This window comes from Marinobacter mobilis (assembly GCF_900106945.1).
Taxonomy (GTDB): domain Bacteria; phylum Pseudomonadota; class Gammaproteobacteria; order Pseudomonadales; family Oleiphilaceae; genus Marinobacter; species Marinobacter mobilis.
Window position 1 is genome coordinate 163,495 of the sequence record NZ_FNNE01000005.1, and the last position, 14,910, is coordinate 178,404.

Sequence of the window (14,910 nt, forward strand, 5' to 3'; positions counted from 1 at the left end):
GCCGGTGAGAAATCAACGCTGACTCATATCCCAACGCAATTCCTCACAGGCCACCAGCACCGCCTCACGGTGGTAACAACTGGAGATTTCACTCTGCAGCACCGCAATTTTTCGTTGAACGCATCGGCCCCGTAACGGGCGGAGAACGAATTCCCAGAGGCACAACGCGGCCGACACCAGCCATCCGGTCCAGCCAAGGAGGAGGAGAAAAACAGCAATCTCCCGGGACACCTCCAGCGCCAGATCAACTTGGGGGGCCCGGTTCAGGGCAAGGAAACTGAACACGATCAGCAACGTGATGCAGCGGCTAACCAGCCGTCGGCGCCGTGCTAGCCGACGAGGGTCAGCGAGGCCTCTGACCGTCGGATCAATAGCGGCCGACACGGCCTGCGCAGGTGGGCGGGATTCTTTCAGGTCTTTTTCTATTTCCAGCAACACAAACGGCCGCTGTCCTTCGTGGATCAGGTTCAGCAGCGCCGTGATGGCAGACTTTGCCTTTTCCGTGTGCTGTGCCCGCACCTGGGGCGGGTCTCCGATACTCGGTTGCATCATGCCAGGCGTCTCAATTCGTCAGGGATTAAAGCGGGGTGAGCTGCGTCCCTGTTCGTTCAAGACTGCCTTCCTGGCGTGTTACCCGGGCGTCACCAAGGTAACCGTGCGCACCTGAGGGCACCTTACCCCAGATCTCTGATTCAGGGGAGGTGCCGAATGTGAACTATGGATGAATATTATGAGACCGGGGTGTCCGCTTTCAACAGTGCGTTCACCGTAAACGTATACGGCGCAGCAACCTGCTGCGCCTCACAGCGACGAAGCACCGCGCCGGCGATACTGTCGAGCTCCAGCGGCCGGCCCTTTTCCTTGTCCACCAGCATCGACGTCTTGATGGCATTGAAGGTGCTGATAAGCTCAAACATGTCGTCCAGATCGTTCTGGCCGAGGTTAACCCCGTCCGCTTTTGAGGCCGCCACCGTCTCCGCCATCATACCGTAGACAATCTTGCTGAATTCCGGGTGGTGAGTCAGGCGGCGGGTATCAAGCCCGGTGAGCGCGGACAGCGGATTGACGCCATTGTTGATCACCAGCTTGCGCCAGAGTTCGTAGCGAATATTGTCCGTAATGGTGGTAGGAATCCCGGCGTCGTTGAACGCCGTTTCCAGCGCTGCCAGCAGTGTCCGTCGCGGATCCAGCGGGTCTCGGCCAAGTGGCCACGCCCCCATCACCACCTGCGCCACACCCTCAGCGAACACCTGCCCAGGCGCGGTGATATGCCCACCGATCCGAACGGCCAAACCACCCAGTACGCGCTGCTCACCGACCACTGCAGCAATCACTGGCTCGTTGTCGACTCCGTTTTGCAGCGACAGGACCGGCACGGAACCGGTTCTCAGCCAGTCACCCAGCTCAGCCATGACCGGTTCGGTAGCGGTGGATTTAAGGGCAATGAGAACCAGATCGAACGCATCCGGGTGGTAGGCGTTGATCAGCGAGGCATGGTCGAAGGCGGGCAAACGGCAATCGAAGCGTCGGCCTTCGTAGTCTACCGTCAGCCCCCGTGCCTGGAGGGCCTCAAGGTGCGGGCCGCGGGCGGTAACAACCAGCTGGTGACCGGCCGAGGCCAGGCGGGCCGCATAGTAGCCTCCGATGCCGCCGGCACCGATCATGAGGAGCTTGAGTGTTCGTGTTGTCATCACGGTCCAGACCCTGGGGCAAGTCGCGGTTGATGATAGCAGAGACGCCAGGGATTAACGCATCCACCCAAACCCCGAGAGACTCTGGTTCGCCTCACTCATTCTGGAGCTGAACATCCGCTGAGGAAACTTGGAGTCGCCCAGAGAGAAGGCCGCATTCAGCAGGCACACGGTTGGATCATCCAGCACAGATACAGACACCGCCCGGGGCATGTCGCCCTTGAATGACAGCGCAGCCCCCCACTGCTGATCCAGAACCCATCCCCCGATCATGTCCCGAAGCTGGCGGTCATGCAGCGCCACCCCCCTGCCCTCATCCTGTCCCTCAATGTCATCCAGACAGATCATCAGGACACCGCGCTCCCTCAAGCCCCTGAGACACTGTCCCAGGCGCCGGTACTCCAACTCGCTCATACCGGTATTCAGGTTCAGCTCTGATACGTCTTGCGGTTCGTCGGCAAGCAGCACCCGAAGCAGTTTCTCACGATGACTTGCCCGTTCGGGCGGCGTTCTCGACGAGACGTCACCAAGGTTCAGCAGCCTGCGGATTTTCTCCGCGGTCCCCCCATCCCCCGTTGTGCACCGAACTTCCGGACCGGGCATGCCCGGATCGCTGGAGATCAGTAACACACTGTCGTAGTGCATTCCCCGGAGCAATCGGGTCAGGCCGGAACTGGCCTGCGCCTGAAATGGCAGGCGTTCAACGTTGCAGGAAACAAACAACACAGGAAGCTTGTTCACGTTTTCCCTCCAGAGGCCATCCCGGCTTGAAGACCGGGGCTCAACGCCCCAGCTTTTTCGCCGATTGCCCACCAATGCCAAAGTGCTGCCGGGGCATTTCGTTAAGGATGATGCGGACACTTTCCAGCGGTGCGCCCAGGGAGCGGGAAATCGCTTCACTGACCTCGCGGATCAGCGTCTCTTTCTGCTCATCACTGCGACCTTCCAGGATATTGATCTGCGCAACAGGCATAACGCCTCCTTATTCAAAGCGGGCCGACACCGTACCCAGTCCCTGATACCGCACAGTGATATTGTCGCCCGCCTCCACCGTGATGGCGGCGGTAATACCGCCGGTCATGATGAACGTGCCGGCGGGAATGTGCTCACCCCGTTCCGCCAGCAAGTTGGCCAGCATGGCCACGCTGGAAGCCGGATGCCCCAGCACGGCCGCACCGGCGCCCACGTCCACGACCTCACCGTTCTTTTCCACCACGACGCCAAGGGTTTTCAGGTCAAGGTCTGCCACATTGGCCATCTGCCCCCCGGTGATGAAGCGGGTCGAGGAGGCGTTATCCGCGACAACGCTCACCAGATCGAACCTGAAATTTTCGTAACGGGAATCAATAACTTCCACCGCAGGAATCACGAAGTCGGTGGCAGCCAGAACCTGGCCAATATGACACCCAGGGCCCTGCAGGGGGGCCTTGGTGACAAAGGCAATCTCGGCTTCGATTTTCGGGTGAATCAATTCCTTCGTATTCACAACGCCGCCATCCGGCACGCTGAAATAATCAGCCAGGAAGCCATAGATGGGGGTCTCAACCCCCATCTGGGCCATCTTGGCCCAGGAGGTAAGCCCCATTTTCATACCCACGATCTTGTTACCGCGAGCTTCCTTTCGACGGCGAATTTCCCACTGCACGTCGTAGGCATCCTCAAAGGTCATGTCCGGGTAATCATTGGTGACCTTGGTAATGTCATGAGCCTGCAGCTCAGCGTTTTCCACATGCTCCGCCAGTGCCAGCACCTGTTCCTGCGTTAATGTCTTGCTCATGCGTTTTGCTCCTTCTGTGCAGCGAGGAGATCCAGCGCCACATCCACAATCATGTCTTCCTGGCCACCCACCATACGGCGCTGACCCAGCTCTACCAGAATGTCCACAGCCTTCAGGCCGTATTTCTGTGCGGCCACTTCGGAGTGACGCAGGAAGCTGGAATAGACACCGGCGTAACCCAGGGCCAGGGTTTCCCGGTCTACCCGTACCGGGCGGTCCTGCAGTGGGCGGACGATGTCATCGGCAGCGTCCATCAGCGCGTACACGTCGGTACCATGTTCCCAGCCCATCTTGTCGAAGGCGGCAATACACACTTCCAGCGGTGCGTTGCCAGCGCCTGCGCCCATGCCTGCCAGGGAGGCATCAATGCGGTCGCAACCTTCTTCCACCGCGACGATGGAGTTGGCCACCCCGAGGGCGAGGTTATGATGGGCATGGATACCGGTCTGGGTTTCCGGTTTGAGCACATCCTTGAGGGCACGGAAGCGGTCACGGATATCATTCATGTTCATCGCTCCACCGGAATCGACCACGTAGAGGCACGTGGCGCCGTAGTCTTCCATCAGCTTGGCCTGCTCAGCGAGTCCCTGCGGGGTCTGCATGTGGCTCATCATCAGGAAACCGACCGTATCCATACCCAGCTTGCGGGCGTGTTCGATGTGTTGCCGTGACACGTCGGCTTCGGTGCAATGAGTGGCAACGCGGACGATACGGGCACCTGCGTTATAAGCATTATCCAGGTCGTGGACGGTACCAATGCCAGGCAGCAGCAAGGTGGCGATTCGGGCATGGCTGACCACTTCGGCCACGGCTTCGATCCACTCCAGATCGGTGTGGGCACCAAAGCCGTAGTTGAAGCTCGACCCCTGCAGGCCATCGCCGTGGGCCACCTCGATGGAATCCACCTTGGCCTGGTCCAGCGCCCGGGCGATGTCCTGCACGTTCTTGATGGAGTACTGGTGGCGGATGGCATGGCTGCCATCCCGCAGGGTCACGTCGGAGATATACAGTTTCTTACCGGGATTGAAGGTCATGGATGGGTTCTCCTCAGTTGACCAGCGACTCGGCGATGCGCTCGGCAGTGCCCAGGGCAGCGGAAGTCATGATGTCGAGATTGCCGGCGTAGGCCGGGAGATAGTGGGCGGCGCCTTCGACCTCCAGGAAAACAGACGTCTTGAGGCCACTGAAGCGGCCCAGGCCCGGGACATTCAGCGGTTGATCCGCCGGGATGTCATCAAACTGCACCTTCTGTTTCAGACGGTAGCCGGGCACGTAGCTGTTGACGGCCTTGACCATTTCTTCCACCGAGGCTTCCACCTCAGCCTGGTCGGCCGCATCGGACAACACATACACCGTGTCGCGCATCAGCAACGGGGGCTCGGCCGGGTTGAGGATGATGATGGCCTTACCCTTCTGGGCACCGCCCACCACCTCGATGGCTTTGGAGGTAGTCTCCGTGAACTCGTCAATGTTGGCGCGGGTGCCGGGGCCGGCCGACTTGCTGGAGATCGACGCGACGATCTCGGCGTAATGCACCTTCGCCACCCGGGATACCGCCGCCACCATGGGAATGGTGGCCTGGCCGCCGCAGGTCACCATGTTGACGTTGCCTTCATGGAGGTTCTGCTCCAGGTTCACCACCGGTACGCAGTAGGGACCAATGGCCGCCGGGGTCAGGTCGACAATCTTGATGCCCTCCTTGTGGCCACGCAGGAATACTTCGTTGTGCATGTGGGCCTTGGCGGAGGTGGCATCGAACACAATGTCGATGTCGGCAAATTCGGGCATGTTCACCAGCCCGTCGACGCCTTCGTGAGTGGTGGCCACCCCCATGCGACGGGCTCGGGCGAGACCATCGGATTCCGGATCAATGCCTACCATCGCCCCCATTTCGATGTGCTTGCCATTACGAAGGATCTTGATCATCAGATCGGTGCCGATGTTGCCCGAGCCGATAATGGCGGCTTTCAGTTTCTTGCTCATAACCTGTTCCTCATCATTGTTCTTGGCGACTGGGCGGTCAGGAAAAACGAACAGACGCGCTGCCGATACCACCGATATCAACCCGCATGGTGTCGCCGGCCTTCACCGGTTCCAGCGGCACCAGCGAGCCGGACAGAATGACCTCGCCCGCCTTCAGGGAAATACCGAATTCACCCAGGGTGTTGGCCAGCCAGGTGACGCAATTCACCGGTGATCCCAGCGCCGCGGCACCCGCACCGGTACTGATCACCGAACCGTTCTTTTCAACCACCATGCCGCAGCTGACCAGATCGACCTTGCGGGGCGACACCGCCTGGTCACCCAGCACGAACAGACCGCAGGAGGCGTTGTCGGCGATGGTGTCCTGAATGGCGATCTTCCAATCCTGAATGCGCGAATCGACAATCTCGAAACAGGGCATCACGCATTCGGTGGCCGCCAGTACGTCGGCGTTGGTCACGCCCGGGCCGGTCAGATCCTTTTTCAGGATGAAGGCAATTTCACCCTCGGCACGGGGGGCGATCAGCCGCTCGCTGATGGGCATCACCTCACCGCTGTTGAACACCATGTCGTCGGTCAGGTAACCGAAATCCGGCTGGTGCACATTGAGCATGTTCTGCACCGCCTTACTGGTGACGCCGATTTTCTTACCGATCACCGAGGCGCCATCCGCCAGCCGCCGTTCCAGCATGCGCAGGGAAATGTGGTAGGCATCATTGATGGTGATGTCTGCTCCGCGGCTGGTCAGCGGCGACACCGCCTCGCGCTTGAGCATGGCCTGGTAGAGCTCGTCGCCGAGCATCTGAATATGTGTTTGTTCCATCAGGAATCTCCTGCAGCCGCTTGATCGGCTTCGTCGAGAAAATCGTTGACCAACCGGGTAAAACGGTCGGCGTGTTCAATCTGGGTCCAGTGGCCACAACGGCTGAATACGTGAAGCTGGCAACGTTCAATCCAGCGAGCCAGGGTCAGTGACGTCTGCAGCGGTATCACCCGATCCTCCCGGCCGTGCAGAATCAGGGTTTCGTGAGGCAGGCTCCGGATATCCGCCTCCCGGCTGGCCAGGTTGTCTACCCAACGCTGGCGCGGAGCCGGAAACATGGCCGCGAAGGACTCCTGAAACCCCGGGCGGATGCTGGCCTGGTAGCGCAGCTCCGCCAGCTCGTCATTCACCAGGCTACGGTCATAGGCGAACACATCGAGCAAGCCCCGCATGGTGTCGAAGGACGGCTGGTAGCCCCAGACCGCATCCAGCCCTTTGGTGATTGGAAAACTCACCCCGACTGAGCCCATCAGCACCAGACGGCGCACCCTACCCGGGTGTTCAATCGCCAGCGCCAACGCCAGCCCGCCCCCAAAGGAGTTGCCCACCAGATCCACCTGCTCCAGTCCGAGTTCGTCCATCACACCGAGGGCATGGGCGACCCAGCGTTCACGGTTATAGACCCGGTCGGCCGGTCGCTCGCTGTAACCGAAGCCAAGCATGTCCGGCGCAATCACCCGGCGCTGCTTCGCCAGCTCCGGAATCACCAGGCGCCAGTTGGCCCAGGCTGTGACCCCAGGCCCGGAGCCATGAATCAGCATGACCGGGAAGCCATCGCCCTGGTCATGCAGATTGGTGCGGAATCCGGCTGCGATGATTTCACGCCCGATCTCTGGGCTGTCTACGGGTGCATTCATGGCAACCTCACAGTTTGATGCAGACGTTCTTCATTTCGGTGTAGAACTCCAGCGAATGCACCCCACCCTCGCGACCGACACCGGACTGTTTGCTGCCGCCGAAGGGCGTGCGCAGATCCCGCAGGAACCAGCTGTTGACCCAGATAATGCCGGCCTCGATCTGGCCGGCAACACGATGGGCCCGGGTCACGTTCTCGGTCCAGATGGCCGAAGCCAGTCCATAGGGCAGGCTGTTCGCCAGATCGATGGCTTCCTCTTCGGTATCGAAGGGGCGGATGTGGCAGCAGGGCCCGAAGATCTCATCCGTGACCACGGCGGAATCATCCGCCAGGCCGGTCCAGATGGTGGGCTGGACCCAGGCGCCACCGGCCAGCGACCCGGGCATGTCGGGAACCCCGCCACCGGTGACCACCGTGGCGCCGTCGTCGACGGCTTTCTGGTAGTACGACAGCACCTTCTCACGATGCTTCAGGCTCACCAGAGGCCCCATGCTGGCGTCGCTGTCGTCCGGAGGACCGATCCGGAGCTCTTCAGCAGCAACCTTGAGACGAGTGACAAATTCATCAAAGATCGGCCGCTCCACATACACCCGTTCGGTGCCCAGGCAGACCTGGCCGCAGTTGGCAAATGCCGAACGCATGGTGCCCTCGATGGCCTTGTCCAGATCACAGTCAGCAAACACCAAACCGGCGTTCTTGCCCCCCAGTTCCAGGGAGATGTCGCGGATACCCCTGGCGGCCGCTTTCATGATGACCTCACCGGTACCGGTTTCGCCGGTGAAGGTGAAACCGTCGACGTCCGGGTGTTCGGTCAGAAAAGCACCGGCAGAGTCCCCACCAAAACCATGGACCACGTTGTAGACCCCATCCGGCACGCCGGCATCTTTCATCACTTCGCCCAACAAGGCCGTGGTGGTTGGGGTTTCCTCGGACGGCTTGACCACCACTGTGTTGCCACAGGCCAGGGCCGGCCCGACTTTCCAGGTCATCAGCAGCAGCGGCAGGTTCCAGGGACTGATCACACCGATCACCCCCTTGGGACGACGAACGGCATAGTTCAGCGCCCCGGTGCCATCCGGTGTCGGCATTTCAAAGGCTTCCGTGGGCACGTTCTTGACCATGTCCGCGAACACCTTGAAATTGGCTGCGCCACGAGGAATGTCGATGTGACGGGCCAGGGATTTCGGCTTGCCGGTGTCCAGGCATTCGGCGTCGAGAAACTCGTCGAAACGGGCGTTGATGCCATCGGCCACCTTGTGCAGGATGGCTGTGCGCTGATCCAGGGTCATCTTGCCCCAAGGGCCGCGCAAAGCAGCCTTTGCCGCCTGCACGGCGGCATCAACTTCATCCCGGCCGGCTTCATGCACCTTGCTGATCACCTGGCCATTCGCCGGATTGATGTTGTCGAACAGTTTGCCGCTGGCAGAGCCCACGTACTGTCCGTTGATGTAGTGCTTGATGTCTTTCATGTCTGCTAGATCCTGTTTAATCGGTTACGGGTCAGGTCAGGACGGTCAGGAAACGTTCGTTGAGTTGGCGGTCGTGGTAGAAAATTGCCTTGCCAAGCTGCTCGGCCTGCCAGGTAACCGGCTTGTGATCCGGATAGGTGTAGTCCCCTCCACAGAACACTTCGTTGCGGTTGCCGGAAGGGTCAAAGAAATAAATGGTTTTGCCATGGGTCAGGCCGTGACGGGTGGGGCCGATGTCAATCGAGGTATCGGTCATGGTGATCAGGTCGGCGGCCCGCAAAACGTCTTCCCAGGTTTCCAGGAAGAACGAGGCGTGGTGGAATTTCCCCTTTTCCTCATGGTGGATAAAGGCAATGTCATGCTCCTTCATGGACACCGTCAGGAACTGGGCAATGCGGTTGCCTTCCGGGTCAAGCACCTGCTCGGCCAGATGGAAACCCAGAACGTTGACAAAGATATCGTAGGTCGCCGCCAGCTCCGGGCCGTAGAGCAGGCAATGGTCGAAACGGACCGCCTTCATACCCTGCAGACCCCGGGGCCAGGCCTCAGGATTCACGTCGGTGACACCCCATTTTCCGGTGTACAGCTTGTCGGCAAACAGCTCGAACGCATGCCCGGAGGGAACGGTAAAGCGAATCCGGCGCCCGCAGTCTTTCAGCTCACCCTCGGGGATCTGTTCAACCTCAACCCCAAAGGCAACCAGATCCTTTTCAAGCTGCTGAAGCGCAGTCTCATCGACCACCTTGAAGGCCATGAAATCCATGCCCGGTTCGTCGGCCTCACGGAGTACCACGGAGAACTTGTCCACTTCGGTCCAGGCTTTCAGATAAACCCGCCCCTGGTCATCCCGATCGGTTTCGATCAGGCCCAGCAGGTCCGTGTAGTGTTTCAGTGCTTCATCCATGTCAAGAACACGGATCTGGACGTGGCCAGGACGCATGACACCTTTTTTCATGACAGTTACCTCATCGCTCTTGTTGTTGTTTGCTTGGTTGTTTACTTGGTCACCTGGCCAACCGCCTGTTGCGGCTGGCATTCAATGGCCAGGTCACTCTGCGGGTAGATCCGGCAAGCCAGAACCTCCCCTTTTGCAAGAGCGTCTGGGGGGATATGGACCCGGCTCATCTTTCCGCATTCATAGTCGCCGGCGAGCACACGGACCTTGCACAAACCGCAGCCACCGCCGCGGCAACCGACCGGCACACACCTGAGTCCCTGCTGCTCCATTGCCTTGAGCACACTCTGGCCGGGTTCACAGATGAAGCTCCGGCCACTGTGCTGCTCGCAAATCCGGAAGGTCTGCACCATGGCTCACCTCCGGTCAGATTTTCTTGAACAGCGCCGAACGCTGGGCATCTTCCGCACCGTCGGCCGCCGTCAGGAACTTTTCCATGAAAATGTCGCGCTCAAACAGACGTCCCTGCATCAGCGCAGTGATGGCCGAATCAATCATCGGGGGCGGTCCGCACAGGTAGGCTTTGTTGCCGGCAAAACGGCCATCAAAATGGTCGATGGCCGCCTCATGCACATAGCCACGAAAGCCCGTCCAGCCAGCATCGTCTTCGGCCTGGCTCAGGGCCGGCACGTAGGTGAAGTTGTCGTGATCCCGGGCCAGCCCCTCGAACAGCTCGCGGTTGTAGAGTTCTGGCAGAGAACGGGCCCCCTGGAACAAGGTGATGTTGCGTTCATCGTTCTGCTCCAGCAGATCAAGGATCATTGACTGCGGGCTCGACAAGCCGGAGCCACCGGCGATAAAGATCAGGTCGCCGGGCTGGGAGTGACGGACAAAAAACTGGCCATAGGGCCCGGAGAGACTCAGCTCGTCGCCAACCTGAAGTTGCTGATGTACGTAGGTCGTGGCAGCACCACCGTCGACCAGACGGATATGGAGCTCGACTTCATCCGCCCGGCTCGGTGGGTTCGCCAGCGAGAAGGCCCGGGGGCCATCGGCGCCTGGCAGGTCGATGTTGATGTACTGCCCGGCCTGGAAGGTCATTGGCCGATCCAGCTTCAGGTGAACACCCTTGATGGTGGGCGACAGGTCCACGATATCTGTGACCCGGGCCCGGCAATCCTCAACCGGATAACCCTCGAAGTCCGGGTCCACATCAATGTCGGCCTCAATGGTGACGTCACTGTCCACCGTGGCACAGCAGGCCAGCACCTTGCCTTCATCCCGTTCAACGTCCATCAGGGCAAACGGCGAGGCCTCGCCAACGTCCACATCGCCGTCCAGCACCTGGACCTTGCAGGTCGCGCAGGTGCCATGCCCACAGGCAAACGGCAGCCAGACCCCTTGACGCAAGGCCGCCTGCAGGATGGTCTGACCCTCCTCCACCTCGATCTGATCGCCCGTGGGCTCTACGGTAACGGTGTAACTCATGGCAGTACCCTCAGGATGCGGAACCGTTGATGCCATCCAGCCCTGGCGTGGTGACGGTCAACATGCTCTTGTGATCAATGCCACTGGCGCTGAGTGTTGCAGCAACATCAGGGATGAACGGCTCGTCGTTCAGCTGCCAGCGGGCGCTCAGGAAGTCGGCCTTCGCTGCGTCCGGATGGGCGAAAACGGCCGGCTTCAGCACTTCCTCGATAAAGGCGCCGAAGGTCATGTCCGGCGATACCAGGAACGCAAAGGGCGAGCAGAAGATCAGATGGTGCGGCCAATAGACATACAGCAGTTGCATGCCGTGAAAGTTCTCGACCTTGTCGCGGGGTTCAAACTTGTAGTCGTATAACGCGGTTACACTCATGATGGTCACCTTGTTGTTTTTGTGGTGTGGCGCCCGGACCCGGGGGGAAGCGGGCGCAGCTCGGGTCAGGCAGCGTCCTGGCCGGAACGCTCCGGAGCTGGCTCCGGAGCCTTGCCCTTGATGGCCAGCCAGCGCTGGTGTTCCGGCGAACCGATGTACTCGAAATTGTCCTCGCCGATGTTGATGTGGTAGTACTTCGCCACCACCGTCTCGACGTCGCCCCCGTCACAGTTGCCCTGATAGATCTGGTGCACCGGCAGCCAGGCCTGTACGTACTTTTCAGGCTCGTGTCTGAAAATGTCGCAGCAGCCATCGGAGCAGAAGTGGTAGCGCTCACCCTCGTGCACGATCTGGCGGTGACTCAGCTGGCCAGGATCATCCTTCTCGGTGAAAATGGTCGGAATCTGGCACACCTGGCAAAGCTGCGGCAGGGTGTTGTTGTAGAAGCGGCGACCTTCCGCGTGCTCTTTCGCCCAGTGCTCAAAGCGCGGGCGGTAGTACTTGTCGAAGGTGTCGGGGTATTTCTCGGACAACCACGCCATTTCCTCCCCGGTCGGCATCCAGGTATGGAAATTGGTTGCCTGACCATACTGGTAGAACGTGCTCCAGGCCTGATGGCTGACGTGATGCTTGGCATCATTGGCAATGTCCTGGTATTTGGGCGGACGGATGCCATAACGTTCCAGATCCTTGAACAGGGCCCCGCCGTTCTGCTCGTAGTACACCTCCCAAGCCTCGGCCCAGGACATCACTTTGTTGGGCAGCATGTAGTCCATCATCATTCCCACCAGGCTCAGCAGGCGGAATCCGCGCCAGAACCACTTGTCGATCCAGCGCTGGACGATGGGGACGTTGTCTTCATGCTGCTCAAGGATGAATTTGATCACCTCCAGCCCCAGGGTCATGTGGCGAGCCTCGTCGGACTGGGCCGAGAAGCCAAAGGTCACGGTGGCCATGTCGCCGTTGTAGGCGGCACCGGACATGAACGGCACGAACAACAGGTTGGTCAGCACATACTCGAAGGAAAAGGAGATGGCGGTCAGGAACTCGAACGGGCCGGCACTGCGGGCGTCGTCAAAGAACGACTTCGGTACCGACAGGAACCACACCCGGTCGTGCATATGCGCGGCATCATGCAGACCATTGAAGTGCTTGTTGTAGTGGCTCATGGCGTGCTGTTGCGTCTGGGAATGCCGCAGTTCGTCGATGGCCTGCATCTGACAGGCTACCCGGGCCCCGGCGCCGCTAAACTGCCGGCCAACACGGGCATAGCCCTGGAATGCGGCATACTCGAGCGGCGAGACACCGCTCAGAAACAGTTTCAGCGCGTTGACGTAACGGGCATCTGAAATATTCTGGTGGCCATTGTTCTGGGCAAAGGCGTCGAAAATGGCGTACAGCTTCTTCTCTTTCTCGGCCTGATACTTCCAGTAGGCATCCATGGTCAGGCGAAACGGGTCTTCCCACTGGGACCAATCGGAAATCTTGATGCCTTCAAACTGTTCGTCCGGGAAGATGTCCTCTTTTTTCTGGTAACTCGGATCCCAGGCCATGTCCCGGGTCAGGTACTGGTACTTGTCTTTAAGGTTCAATTTCTTGTTCTTGATAGCCATGAGGGGGCTCCTGATCAGTTCCACTGAAGAATGAAGTGGTCGTCGTCTTCATCAACGTTGCCGCCGATACTGATCACATCAATCAGCATCTCCTGAACGTCCCACTCGCGACCGAGCACTTCTTCCATGGTTTCCCGGTTGATGACCAAGCGCTTTTCCGCCTGAATCCGGATCATTGCCGGCTGGTGCTGTACCTCGGCTTCGGGGTTGTCTGCGGCAATGGCATCCACCAGGTAGCGGGCGTTGTCGTTGTCCTGAAAGGCAATAAATACGAGCTGACTCATGCGGATTCTCCCTGGCTTTGCAGCCCGAGCTTGTTCAGGCGGGTGGCAAGCTGATCCCGGAGCTCGTCCAGGGCAGCAACGCCGGTGCTGGCATCCGCCAGCGGCTTGAGCGCGCTGTAAACCCGCGGCTCCCAGTGATTGATCCAGGATTGCAGCAAGGCCTGATTGGCCTCGCTCTCGCCAGCCACGGTTTTCACCATGGCATTGGTCCAGCGCAGGGATTCCTTGAACCAGTCGCGCATGAACTCGGTGAGCATGGAAATGTCTTCGGCGTCTTGCTCACCCAGCCATTGATCCATCTTGTCGTACACCAGCGGGTACAGCAGGCCGTCGATCAGGAGGTTCTGCAGCAGGGTGAGTTCAAACCAGTCATCAACCACCAGTGAGTCTTCCACCAGGCGACGCATCGGTTGCCAGAGCTCATCCGTCATCCAGTAGCCCTTGGACTGATCCAGCGCTGCTCCGGTACTGCCATCAATCATCAGGGCAATGCGTGACAGGTACTGGCCCATGCCAAGGCGATCCATGGCCTGGTAGATATGCATCTGGGCAACGGTTGTCGCGGTTGCGTCGCCGGCAATCTTGCTGTTGTTCATGTTCGCGCCAAGCTCAACATGGCGCAGAGGCACCATCAGGCGCAGCAGCTGCTCTCGGGTGGCGTCCGGCATCCGGGTCAGCAGGTTGCGCTTTTCGCTGAACCCGTAGCTGCTCTCCGCCGCCTCCTGCATCTTGGCGCGGTTGCCCACATAGGCGCCGTAATAGAACTGGCGCGGGTCAGTCACGGCATACCAGTCGTCCATGCGGATCGCGGTGCGGGTGGGATCGTTCAGGGTATGCTGCGGATCCCAGAGTGGCCGGTAGTGGAAGTTGGTCTTGGCCTCAATATCGAAGCTGGCTTCCTGATACCGGGAGGCCGGCTTGTCGCCGAAACGACGGGCAATGTGGCCGTAAGTCTGGCGGATCGGCTCCACCGAATGGGTCTTGATTTCGATACTCATAACAACCTTACCGTGTTGTTTTTGTGGAAGTGGGTAGGGATGGTGACTGCCTAATAACGCTGGCCCCGTTCTCCAAACCGCCACTTGACCATGTCCTGGTCAATCTCGCGGATCATGTCGGAGTCCATGTGCACAACCTTGTTGTGCCTGCAGAAAATCTCGAAGGCTTCGCGGGGTAACACCAACTCGACAAACAACTCGGGATGGCCAATGGCGAAGTCGAATTCAACAAACCGTTCACCCGGTTCACTGCGTACCCGGATATAGCGGGTCATTTCATCGAAGGATGTGTTGTCGCTCTGAGTCATCATTGCGCGCCCCATTGTGTTTATTGTTGGCTGGAGAGGCTGGAGCAACCGCTGTGCCAGATTGAATTCCATACCGGCAACAAAATTTCAGCCGCTTGTTTTGTAAGGATTTATTAAAGAAAAGTCGTGGTAATCGATGGCTGAACCGATCATCAGCGGAGGCCGTGAAAGCCGCCTGTTTTTATCAAATGATCAACTTCCGGAAACCATCTGAGCAAATGCTGAGGCACCGCGAGTTGGTTAATTAGTCGACAGAAAAATTTATCATTTGATTGATTTTTGACTTTCATCGGGTGTTAGATAAAAGGGCCCTACACAACACAACGTGCTCTGAGCGAGCCTTCCCCACGACAAC

Annotated in this window: 18 protein-coding genes; all 18 read right to left on the reverse strand. The window is 59.3% G+C overall.

The window, feature by feature from the left end:
* Nucleotides 1–12: 12 nt before the first annotated feature.
* Nucleotides 13–552 (reverse strand): hypothetical protein, encoded by a 540-nt coding sequence (locus BLV11_RS09395; RefSeq protein WP_091812897.1) that lies wholly within the window; start codon nt 550–552, stop codon nt 13–15.
* 176 nt (nt 553–728) lie between these two features.
* Complete coding sequence (locus tag BLV11_RS09400) at nt 729–1,691, reverse strand: ketopantoate reductase family protein (protein WP_245725976.1); 963 nt, start codon at nt 1,689–1,691, stop codon at nt 729–731.
* 54 nt (nt 1,692–1,745) lie between these two features.
* On the reverse strand, nt 1,746–2,432 hold the full coding sequence (locus BLV11_RS09405; protein ID WP_091812901.1) for a class III extradiol ring-cleavage dioxygenase family protein: 687 nt from the start codon (nt 2,430–2,432) through the stop codon (nt 1,746–1,748).
* Nucleotides 2,433–2,472: 40 nt separating this feature from the next.
* Nucleotides 2,473–2,664 carry a 2-hydroxymuconate tautomerase gene (locus BLV11_RS09410; protein WP_091812903.1) on the reverse strand — a complete coding sequence of 64 codons (192 nt, stop codon included), beginning with the start codon at nt 2,662–2,664 and terminating at the stop codon, nt 2,473–2,475.
* Between the two features lie 9 nt (nt 2,665–2,673).
* Nucleotides 2,674–3,468: a 2-oxo-3-hexenedioate decarboxylase gene (dmpH, locus tag BLV11_RS09415; protein WP_091812905.1), complete on the reverse strand. Its 795-nt coding sequence runs from the start codon at nt 3,466–3,468 to the stop codon at nt 2,674–2,676.
* Nucleotides 3,465–4,502 carry a 4-hydroxy-2-oxovalerate aldolase gene (dmpG, locus tag BLV11_RS09420; protein WP_091812907.1) on the reverse strand — a complete coding sequence of 346 codons (1,038 nt, stop codon included), beginning with the start codon at nt 4,500–4,502 and terminating at the stop codon, nt 3,465–3,467. Before dmpG ends, dmpH begins: the two co-directional genes overlap by 4 nt.
* A 13-nt stretch (nt 4,503–4,515) precedes the next feature.
* The gene (locus tag BLV11_RS09425; protein ID WP_091812910.1) at nt 4,516–5,451 is read right to left on the reverse strand and encodes an acetaldehyde dehydrogenase (acetylating); all 936 of its coding nucleotides are present in this window, start codon (nt 5,449–5,451) and stop codon (nt 4,516–4,518) included.
* A gap of 37 nt (nt 5,452–5,488) precedes the next feature.
* Complete coding sequence (dmpE, locus tag BLV11_RS09430) at nt 5,489–6,274, reverse strand: 2-oxopent-4-enoate hydratase (protein WP_091812912.1); 786 nt, start codon at nt 6,272–6,274, stop codon at nt 5,489–5,491.
* On the reverse strand, nt 6,274–7,131 hold the full coding sequence (locus tag BLV11_RS09435; RefSeq protein ID WP_091812914.1) for an alpha/beta fold hydrolase: 858 nt from the start codon (nt 7,129–7,131) through the stop codon (nt 6,274–6,276). The genes dmpE and BLV11_RS09435 overlap by 1 nt, the downstream gene beginning before the upstream one ends.
* Nucleotides 7,132–7,138: 7 nt before the next feature.
* A complete protein-coding gene (locus tag BLV11_RS09440) occupies nt 7,139–8,599 on the reverse strand; it encodes a 2-hydroxymuconic semialdehyde dehydrogenase (RefSeq protein WP_091812916.1) in 1,461 nt (486 codons plus the stop codon).
* 31 nt (nt 8,600–8,630) lie between these two features.
* A complete protein-coding gene (locus tag BLV11_RS09445) occupies nt 8,631–9,554 on the reverse strand; it encodes a catechol 2,3-dioxygenase (protein WP_091812918.1) in 924 nt (307 codons plus the stop codon).
* 41 nt (nt 9,555–9,595) lie between these two features.
* Complete coding sequence (locus BLV11_RS09450) at nt 9,596–9,907, reverse strand: 2Fe-2S iron-sulfur cluster-binding protein (protein ID WP_091812920.1); 312 nt, start codon at nt 9,905–9,907, stop codon at nt 9,596–9,598.
* A 13-nt stretch (nt 9,908–9,920) separates the two neighbouring features.
* A complete protein-coding gene (locus BLV11_RS09455) occupies nt 9,921–10,982 on the reverse strand; it encodes an NADH:ubiquinone reductase (Na(+)-transporting) subunit F (protein WP_091812922.1) in 1,062 nt (353 codons plus the stop codon).
* Nucleotides 10,983–10,992: 10 nt separating this feature from the next.
* The gene (locus BLV11_RS09460) at nt 10,993–11,352 is read right to left on the reverse strand and encodes a phenol hydroxylase subunit P4 (RefSeq protein ID WP_091812924.1); all 360 of its coding nucleotides are present in this window, start codon (nt 11,350–11,352) and stop codon (nt 10,993–10,995) included.
* A gap of 65 nt (nt 11,353–11,417) precedes the next feature.
* Nucleotides 11,418–12,965, reverse strand: a complete 1,548-nt coding sequence (locus tag BLV11_RS09465; protein WP_091812926.1) for an aromatic/alkene/methane monooxygenase hydroxylase/oxygenase subunit alpha — start codon at nt 12,963–12,965, stop codon at nt 11,418–11,420.
* A gap of 14 nt (nt 12,966–12,979) precedes the next feature.
* Complete coding sequence (locus BLV11_RS09470) at nt 12,980–13,249, reverse strand: MmoB/DmpM family protein (RefSeq protein WP_091812928.1); 270 nt, start codon at nt 13,247–13,249, stop codon at nt 12,980–12,982.
* Nucleotides 13,246–14,247: an aromatic/alkene monooxygenase hydroxylase subunit beta gene (locus tag BLV11_RS09475; protein WP_091812930.1), complete on the reverse strand. Its 1,002-nt coding sequence runs from the start codon at nt 14,245–14,247 to the stop codon at nt 13,246–13,248. The genes BLV11_RS09470 and BLV11_RS09475 overlap by 4 nt, the downstream gene beginning before the upstream one ends.
* A 50-nt stretch (nt 14,248–14,297) precedes the next feature.
* On the reverse strand, nt 14,298–14,558 hold the full coding sequence (locus BLV11_RS09480) for a phenol hydroxylase subunit (protein ID WP_091812933.1): 261 nt from the start codon (nt 14,556–14,558) through the stop codon (nt 14,298–14,300).
* Nucleotides 14,559–14,910 lie beyond the last annotated feature (352 nt).

Coding starts and splice junctions, on each gene's coding strand:
- BLV11_RS09395 (WP_091812897.1), bottom strand. CDS start 552: ATGATGCAACCGAGTATCGGAGACCCGCCCCAGGTGCGGGCACAGCAC.
- BLV11_RS09400 (WP_245725976.1), bottom strand. CDS start 1,691: ATGACAACACGAACACTCAAGCTCCTCATGATCGGTGCCGGCGGCATC.
- BLV11_RS09410 (WP_091812903.1), bottom strand. CDS start 2,664: ATGCCTGTTGCGCAGATCAATATCCTGGAAGGTCGCAGTGATGAGCAG.
- dmpH (WP_091812905.1), bottom strand. CDS start 3,468: ATGAGCAAGACATTAACGCAGGAACAGGTGCTGGCACTGGCGGAGCAT.
- dmpG (WP_091812907.1), bottom strand. CDS start 4,502: ATGACCTTCAATCCCGGTAAGAAACTGTATATCTCCGACGTGACCCTG.
- BLV11_RS09425 (WP_091812910.1), bottom strand. CDS start 5,451: ATGAGCAAGAAACTGAAAGCCGCCATTATCGGCTCGGGCAACATCGGC.
- dmpE (WP_091812912.1), bottom strand. CDS start 6,274: ATGGAACAAACACATATTCAGATGCTCGGCGACGAGCTCTACCAGGCC.
- BLV11_RS09435 (WP_091812914.1), bottom strand. CDS start 7,131: ATGAATGCACCCGTAGACAGCCCAGAGATCGGGCGTGAAATCATCGCA.
- BLV11_RS09440 (WP_091812916.1), bottom strand. CDS start 8,599: ATGAAAGACATCAAGCACTACATCAACGGACAGTACGTGGGCTCTGCC.
- BLV11_RS09445 (WP_091812918.1), bottom strand. CDS start 9,554: ATGAAAAAAGGTGTCATGCGTCCTGGCCACGTCCAGATCCGTGTTCTT.
- BLV11_RS09450 (WP_091812920.1), bottom strand. CDS start 9,907: ATGGTGCAGACCTTCCGGATTTGCGAGCAGCACAGTGGCCGGAGCTTC.
- BLV11_RS09455 (WP_091812922.1), bottom strand. CDS start 10,982: ATGAGTTACACCGTTACCGTAGAGCCCACGGGCGATCAGATCGAGGTG.
- BLV11_RS09460 (WP_091812924.1), bottom strand. CDS start 11,352: ATGAGTGTAACCGCGTTATACGACTACAAGTTTGAACCCCGCGACAAG.
- BLV11_RS09465 (WP_091812926.1), bottom strand. CDS start 12,965: ATGGCTATCAAGAACAAGAAATTGAACCTTAAAGACAAGTACCAGTAC.
- BLV11_RS09470 (WP_091812928.1), bottom strand. CDS start 13,249: ATGAGTCAGCTCGTATTTATTGCCTTTCAGGACAACGACAACGCCCGC.
- BLV11_RS09475 (WP_091812930.1), bottom strand. CDS start 14,247: ATGAGTATCGAAATCAAGACCCATTCGGTGGAGCCGATCCGCCAGACT.
- BLV11_RS09480 (WP_091812933.1), bottom strand. CDS start 14,558: ATGATGACTCAGAGCGACAACACATCCTTCGATGAAATGACCCGCTAT.